Genomic DNA, 6,992 nt, shown 5'->3' on the forward strand with positions numbered 1-6,992 from the left:
GCACCGCCCTCCCCCGGTGCGGCACCGCCCCCGCCATCGGCGCTCGATCCGCCCTCCGGCGTAACGCGGCCGAAAATCGACGGGGCATGTGCCGCCTACGGAAAGATTTGGTGCAGAAACCGGACGCACGGGGTGATGCTCACGCCCACCGATTGCCCAGCGTGCCCCCCGAAGCGGTCTGGTCTACCGCGTTGACCAGGGCATATGCACCTCCGGTCCGGGGCACGGCACCTCTCCCGCGGCGGCCCGGTATCGGGTACGGTCGCGGCGCTGTGCGGAGCGCTTCGAGGAGCACGTCATTGCGCGAGATCACCGTCCCCCCGTTGGCGACCGCCCCCCGTGTCGGTGGACTGGCGGACGCCGTCTTCGACCATGCGGCCGAGGAGCCCGAACGGGTCGTCCTGGCGCGCAAGGCCCCGGACGGCGGCTGGCGGGACGTGACCTCCGGCGAGTTCCGCGACGAGGTGCTGGCACTCGCCAAGGGGCTGCTGGCGCTCGGCGTGCGGTTCGGCGACCGGGTCGCGATCATGTGCCGTACCCGGTACGAGTGGACCCTGTTCGACTTCGCGCTCTGGACGCTCGGCGCCCAGAGCGTGCCGGTGTACCCCACCGCCTCGGCCGAGCAGGTCTTCTGGGCGCTGCACGACTCCGGGGTCTCCGCCTGCCTGGTGGAGCACGAGGACCACGCCATGACGGTCGGCTCGGTCATCGACCGGCTGCCGATGCTGAGACAGCTGTGGCAGGTCGACGCGGGCGCGCTCGACGAGATCAGCGCCGCGGGCCGCGCCGTGGACGACACGGCCGTGGAGCGGCACCGGCTGGCGCTCACCCCGGACGCCCCGGCCACCATCATCTACACCTCGGGCACCACCGGGCGCCCCAGGGGCTGCGTGATCACCCACGCCAATCTGATGGCCGAGTGCGACAACGTCCTCGCCCGGTACGAGCACGCCTTCCACACCAGACCCGGTGACCAGGCCGCCACCCTCCTCTTCCTCCCCCTGGCGCACGTATTCGGCCGCATGGTGCAGGTCGCCGCCGTGCGGGGCCGGGTCAAGCTCGCCCACCAGCCGAGCCTGAGCGCCACGGACCTGCTGCCCGACCTCCAGTCCTTCCGCCCGACCTTCGTCCTGGCGGTGCCCTACATCTTCGAAAAGGTGTTCGCCGCGGCCCGGCGCAGGGCGGAGAGCGAGGGCCGGACGGGCCCGTTCGACAAGGCCGTGGACGTCGCGGTGCGGTACGCGGAGGCGCTGGAGGCCAAGGCGTTCGGCACCGGCCCGGGGCCGTCCGCGGCGCTGCGGGTGCAGCACCAGGTGTTCGACAAGCTGGTCTACGGCAAGGTGCGCGAGGCGCTGGGCGGCCAGGTGCGGCACGCGATGTCCGGCGGCTCGGCGATGGAACGCCGGCTGGGACTGTTCTTCGCCGGCGCCGGCATCGTCATCTACGAGGGGTACGGCCTCACCGAGTCCACCGCGGCGGTCACCGCCAACCCGCCGGAGCGCACCCGGTTCGGGACCGTCGGCAAGCCCATCCCGGGCACCTCGGTGCACATCGCCGAGGACGGCGAGATCTGGGTGCGCGGCGGACAGGTCTTCAGCGGCTACCTGGGCGATCCCCGGACCACCCGCTCGGTGCTGCGGGACGGCTGGCTGGCCACCGGCGACCTGGGGGCGCTGGACGAGGACGGCTATCTCACCATCACCGGCCGCAAGAAGGAGGTGCTGATCACCTCCGGCGGCAAGACCGTCTCCCCGCTGATCCTGGAGGAGCGGGTCCGCACCCATCCGCTGGTGTCCCAGTGCATCGTGGTGGGCAACGACCGGCCCTATGTGGCCGCGCTGGTGACCCTGGACCCGGAGGCGGTCGAGCACTGGCTCCGGATGCGCGGCAGGCCGAGGGTGCCACCGCCGGTGAAGCTGCTCCGGGATCCCGATCTGGAGGCCGAGATCCGGCGCGCGGTGATCGCCGCCAACACCCAGGTCTCGCAGGCGGAGTCGATCCGTACGTTCCGGATACTTGCCGCTCCGTTCTCCGAGGAGCATGGTCTCCTGACACCCTCGCTCAAGCTCAAGCGGAAGGCTATCGAACAGGCGTACACCCGAGAAGTCGAGGCGCTCTACCAGAGCTGAGTGCCGGACGAGCCGCAAGGGGGCCCGGAAATGATCGATGTGATCCTCCCCGAACTTCCCGAGCGCGAACTGACCCTGGCCGCCGAGGAGAGCCCGCCGGCCACCGCCCCGCCCGTCCCGCCGCTCACCGGCCGGCTGCGCTTCGGCGGCCCGCTGGCGCTGCCGGTGACCGGGGGGCTGGTGGACGGCGACCCCGAGCTGGCGGACTTCCTCGCCCAGCACGCGGATGCCGCCGAGCACCATCTGGTGCACCTGACCCTCAGCTGCGCCCAGGACACCGCGGGGCCCGCGCTGCACACCGTCAACGTCGACCTGACGCTGACCGCGGAGCACCCGGCCGCCGCGGCCACCGCACCGCCCGTCCCGCGAGCTCCCTCCGGGGCGGCACCCGCCCCGGTGGCCTGGTCGATGGCGCCGCAGCGGCTGGACGGCGGTACGGAGCACGCCGGCGGCGGTGCCGGCACGGTACGGCTCGGGCCCCGGCTCTCCCTGGTGGACGGGCACGCCGCGCCCCGGGCGAGGGTCTGCCTGGAGGCACTGCGCGAGCTGCGCTCGGAGCCCGGCTGGGAGATCCGCCGCACCGAGGACCGCCCGATCGGCGGCACCTACCGGCTGGCCCTGGTGGTCCGCGCCCCGCGCGGCGCGCTGTGCCGGGTGCACGTCGAGGTGGGGGCCTCGGTACGGAACGGCCGGCAGCGCCACCGCTACCGCCAGCGGATCCCGGGACCGCTCGACCTGGGCGGGCGGCTCGGGAATGCCGCGGCGGCGCCCGTGGTTGTCGCGAGGGTCACACCATCCGCAGACCTAAGGAACGAGCACTCGTGAGCAAGGTCCCCTTCATCACCCTCAACAACGGCGTTCGGATCCCGCAGCTCGGCTTCGGTGTCTGGCAGGTGCCGGACGAGGAGGCCGCCGCGGCGGTGGGCACCGCTCTGGAAGCCGGGTACCGCAGCATCGACACCGCTGCGATCTACGAGAACGAGAAGGGCACCGGTCAGGCGATCGCCGCCTCCGGTATCTCCCGGGACGAGCTGTTCATCACCACCAAGCTGTGGAATTCGGAGCAGGGCCACGACGCCACCCTGCGCGCCTTCGACGCCTCGCTGGACCGGCTCGGTCTGGACTACGTGGACCTGTACCTCATCCACTGGCCGACCCCGGCCCGCGATCTGTACGTGGACACCTGGAAGGCGTTCGAGAAGATCCACGCGGACGGCCGCGCCAAGGCCATCGGCGTGTCCAACTTCCACCCCGCGCACATCGAGCGGCTGCTCGCCGAGACCTCCGTGGTCCCGGTGATCGACCAGATCGAGCTGCACCCCCAGCTCCAGCAGTCGCAGGCGCGCGCCTTCAACGCCGCGCACGACATCGCCACCGAGGCGTGGTCGCCGCTCGGCCAGGGCAAGGGGCTGCTGGACAGCCCGGTGCTCGCCGCCATCGGGCACAAGCACGGCAAGACCCCGGCCCAGGTGGTGCTGCGCTGGCACCTGCAGATCGGCAATGTGGTGATCCCCAAGTCCGTGACCCCCTCGCGGATCAAGGAGAACATCGACGTGTTCGACTTCGAGCTGGACGCCGAGGACCTGGCGGCCATCGCCGCGCTGGACTCGGGCCAGCGCCTGGGCCCGGACCCGGACACCTTCGAGGTCGCCTGAGCCGCCCGCTCCGCGCCCCGGCCGCCCTGTGGCGGCCGGGGCGGCCGGTGATCGGATGACGGCCCGTCAGCCTGTCGCCCTCAGGAGTCCTCGGGGGCGATCTGCTGGATCCGGTGGGCCAGTTGGAAGTCGAGGTCGGTGACCTTGCCGCCCACGCTGTGGGTGTTCACCGAGACGGCCACGGTGCGGTAGCTCAGCGTCAGATCCGCGTGGTGGTCGAGTTCGTCCTGGATGCGGGCGATCCGGCCGATGAGATCGGCCCCCGCGAGATGGCTGTCGACGGCGTAGTCGCGGATGAGCCAGTCGTCGCGGACCGACCAGCCCGGCAGGCTCTCCAGACGCGCGTCGATCTCCTGCGGCGAGAGCGGTTCGACTGCCATGCCCTCTCCCTTCCGTGTTCCCGGTGTCGCGGACGGCACCAGCCTGCCACGGGGCCCCCGCCCTCGCCCGGGAGCCACGGGGCCGCGTCGGCTACCGTTCGGGCATGACGACTCTCGCGGTTGCCCCGGGGGTGGGCACGCTGCTGCGTGAATGGCGCGACCGACGCCGCATCAGCCAGCTGGAGCTGGCGCTGCGCGCCGACTCCTCCGCCCGCCACATCAGTTTCATCGAGACCGGGCGCTCCCGGCCCAGCCAGGAGATGGTGCTGCGGCTCGCGGACCACCTGGAAGTGCCGGTCCGTGAGCGCAACGCCCTGCTGATCGCGGCCGGTTACGCCCCGTACTACCCGGAGAGCGCCCTGGACTCCCCGGCGATGGAGACGCTGCGGGCCGGGCTGGAGCGGCTGCTGAAGGGGTACGACCCCTTCCCGGCGGTCGTGGTGGACGGGCGGTACGACATCATCGCGGCGAACGAGGGCATCTCCGCGCTCCTCGACGGCGTCGCCCCGCACCTGCTGGAACCCCCGCTGAACGCCATGCGCATCACCCTGCACCCGGAGGGGCTGGCGCCGAGGATCCGCAATCTGCGGGAGTGGCGCGGGCATCTGCTGGAGCAGATGGAGCGGCAGCTGGCGCTGCTCCGCTCGGCTCCGCTGAACGCGGTGTACGAGGAGGTCAGCGCCTATCCCCTGCCGGAGAACGGCGGGGAGGAGATGGCGGCGGACGGGGAGCACGCCCCGTTCGCGCTGCCGATGATGATCGAGCACGGCGGGCAGGTGCTGTCGTTCATCTCGACCATCGCCACCTTCAACACCCCGATGGACGTCACCGTCTCCGAGCTGGCCATCGAGACCTTCCTGCCCGCGAACGCGCGGACGGCCGCCTTCCTGCACGGTTCCCGGGGGACGGCCGCGGGGTAGCCCGTCTGGCCGCCACCCCCGAGGGCCCCTCGGGGGTGGTGCCGCCGCGGCCGGCGGAGGGCCTCAGGCCGGGACCCGGTCCAGGAAGCCCAGGACGGAGCGGATCCGGCCGTCCTCGGCGAGGGTGATCACATCGGAGCCGGCGACCGGGGCCGACCCGTCCGCGACCGACACCAGTTCCCAGCTGAACCGGGCGGTGTCGTGGTGCCCGTCCACGGTCCCGGTCTGCCGGAACTCGAAGCCGGGGAACTGCTGCTGCGCGCCCTCGATCAGCGCGGCCAGCTGCTCTGCCCCGCGGACCTCGGCCAGCGGGTCGGTGTAGCTGCCGTCCTCGGTCCAGGCGGCGGCGACGGCCTGGGCGCGGGCGGCCGGGTCGGTGGCGTTCCACGCCTCGAAGTAGCGGGCGACGGCGGTGGCGTACACGGTGGTGGCGGTGGTGGCGCTCATGGTGATCGGCTCCTTGAAAGCACTGGTCAGGGGCGGGTTCCGGGCCCTTGTGAGGCGCCCGGCTCCCGATGACCACCACTGTGCCGCCCTCCGCGTCGTGGCGCGATTACCGCCCAGGTAATGCCGGGTTCACCGGACGGGCTCGGTGACCGCCTCGGGGACCGGTGCCGGGCGGTGGCGCCGCCGGGCGGACATCCAGGCGTAGACGATCACGCCGGCGAACAGGAAGAGCGTGCCCTGGTAGACCGCCTCGTAGCCGGCGCCGGCCACCAGCCAGAGGGAGAAGCCGAAGCCGGTGAGCGCCAGCACGATGTCCCGGACGAAGGCGCCGGTGCGCACCTCGGCGGTGCGGCCGGAGAGCAGGAAGTACAGCTGGGCGCCGGAGGCCAGCAGATACGGGACGGTGGCCGAGAAGGTGGCGACCAGCACCAGGACCTCGAAGGCCCGCTGGGACCCGGAGGCGTAGTTGAAGACGGTGAGCAGCGAGGCCAGCACGGTGCCGATGAGCACTCCGGCGGTGGGCACCCCGCGCCGCCGGACCGCGAAGAACTTCGGGAACAGTCCGTCGTGTGCCGCCGCGTAGGGCACCTGGGCGCTCATCAGCGTCCAGCCGTTGAGGGCGCCCAGGATGGAGACCACGGCGGCCACCGCGACCACGGTGCCGCCCCAGGCGCCGCCGAACATGGTGTTGACCGCGTCGGAGAACGGCGCCGTGGAGTGCACCAGCTGCCCGTGGGCGACGGTGCCGAAGACCGCGAGGGTGCCCAGCAGGTAGACCAGCGCGGCGGCGGCGGTGCCCAGCACGGTGGCCCGGCCCACGTTCCGCTCCGGGTCGCGCACCTCGCCCGCGCTGACGGCCGCGGACTCCACGCCGACGTAGCTGTAGAGCAGGATCGCGGCGGAGGCGGACAGCCCGCCGATCGCGCTGTGGCCGCCCTCGGTGAAGGAACCCAGCTTGTGCGGGTCGAAGAAGAAGATTCCGATCACCGCGATGAACAGCAGGGGTATGAGCTTGAGCACCGTGGAGACCAGCTGCACCGCGCCCACCCAGCGGGTGCCGGCCAGGTTGGCCAGCGCCGGCAGCCACAGCGCGAGCAGGGCCAGCACCAGGTCGGTGCCCCTGCTCTGGTGGCCGGGCCACAGGACGTGGACGTAGCCGACCGCGCCGACCGCGAGTGCCGCGTTGCTGACCCAGCTCATGATCCAGTACGACCAGGCGGCGAGGAACCCGGCGAAGTCGCCGAAGGCCTCGCGGGCGTACACATAGGGTCCGCCGGTGCGCGGGCTGCGCCGGGCCAGCCGGCCGAAGACCAGCGCGAGCGCGATGGCGCCCACGGTCAGTACGCCGAAGGCCAGCAGGCTGACCGTGCCGTAGGGGGCGACCGAGGCGGGGAGCAGGAAGATGCCACCGCCGATGATGTTGCCCATCACCAGCGCGGTGGCGGTGGGCAGTCCGAAGCG

The 6,992-nt window shown here is 72.3% G+C and carries 7 protein-coding genes; 4 read left to right on the forward strand and 3 right to left on the reverse strand.

The window, feature by feature from the left end; genetic code table 11:
- Positions 1 to 299 precede the first annotated feature (299 nt).
- From E4099_RS26685 to E4099_RS26695, 3 genes are read left to right on the forward strand one after another with little or no spacing between them, the layout of a single operon-like run.
- Positions 300 to 2,129, forward strand: coding sequence for an AMP-dependent synthetase/ligase (locus tag E4099_RS26685; RefSeq protein WP_135341683.1), 1,830 nt, complete (start codon positions 300 to 302; stop codon positions 2,127 to 2,129).
- A 30-nt stretch (positions 2,130 to 2,159) separates the two neighbouring features.
- Entirely contained in the window at positions 2,160 to 2,954 is a 795-nt protein-coding gene (locus E4099_RS26690; protein WP_209446756.1) for a hypothetical protein, read from the forward strand.
- A complete protein-coding gene (locus E4099_RS26695; RefSeq protein ID WP_135341684.1) occupies positions 2,951 to 3,784 on the forward strand; it encodes an aldo/keto reductase in 834 nt (277 codons plus the stop codon). Before E4099_RS26690 ends, E4099_RS26695 begins: the two co-directional genes overlap by 4 nt.
- 80 nt (positions 3,785 to 3,864) lie before the next feature.
- Here the strand turns inward: E4099_RS26695 and E4099_RS26700 are convergent, their stop codons facing one another.
- Entirely contained in the window at positions 3,865 to 4,164 is a 300-nt protein-coding gene (locus E4099_RS26700; protein ID WP_135341685.1) for a 4a-hydroxytetrahydrobiopterin dehydratase, read from the reverse strand.
- 104 nt (positions 4,165 to 4,268) lie between these two features.
- Here E4099_RS26700 and E4099_RS26705 point away from each other — a divergent pair, with 104 nt between their 5' ends.
- Complete coding sequence (locus E4099_RS26705; RefSeq protein WP_135341686.1) at positions 4,269 to 5,084, forward strand: helix-turn-helix domain-containing protein; 816 nt, start codon at positions 4,269 to 4,271, stop codon at positions 5,082 to 5,084.
- A gap of 63 nt (positions 5,085 to 5,147) precedes the next feature.
- Here the strand turns inward: E4099_RS26705 and E4099_RS26710 are convergent, their stop codons facing one another.
- On the reverse strand, positions 5,148 to 5,531 hold the full coding sequence (locus tag E4099_RS26710) for a nuclear transport factor 2 family protein (protein WP_135341687.1): 384 nt from the start codon (positions 5,529 to 5,531) through the stop codon (positions 5,148 to 5,150).
- Positions 5,532 to 5,660: 129 nt separating this feature from the next.
- Positions 5,661 to 6,992: amino acid permease (locus E4099_RS26715; RefSeq protein WP_245245193.1), on the reverse strand; the 1,332-nt coding region annotated here is incomplete at its 5' end.

This window comes from Streptomyces palmae (assembly GCF_004684805.1).
GTDB lineage: Bacteria > Actinomycetota > Actinomycetes > Streptomycetales > Streptomycetaceae > Streptomyces > Streptomyces palmae.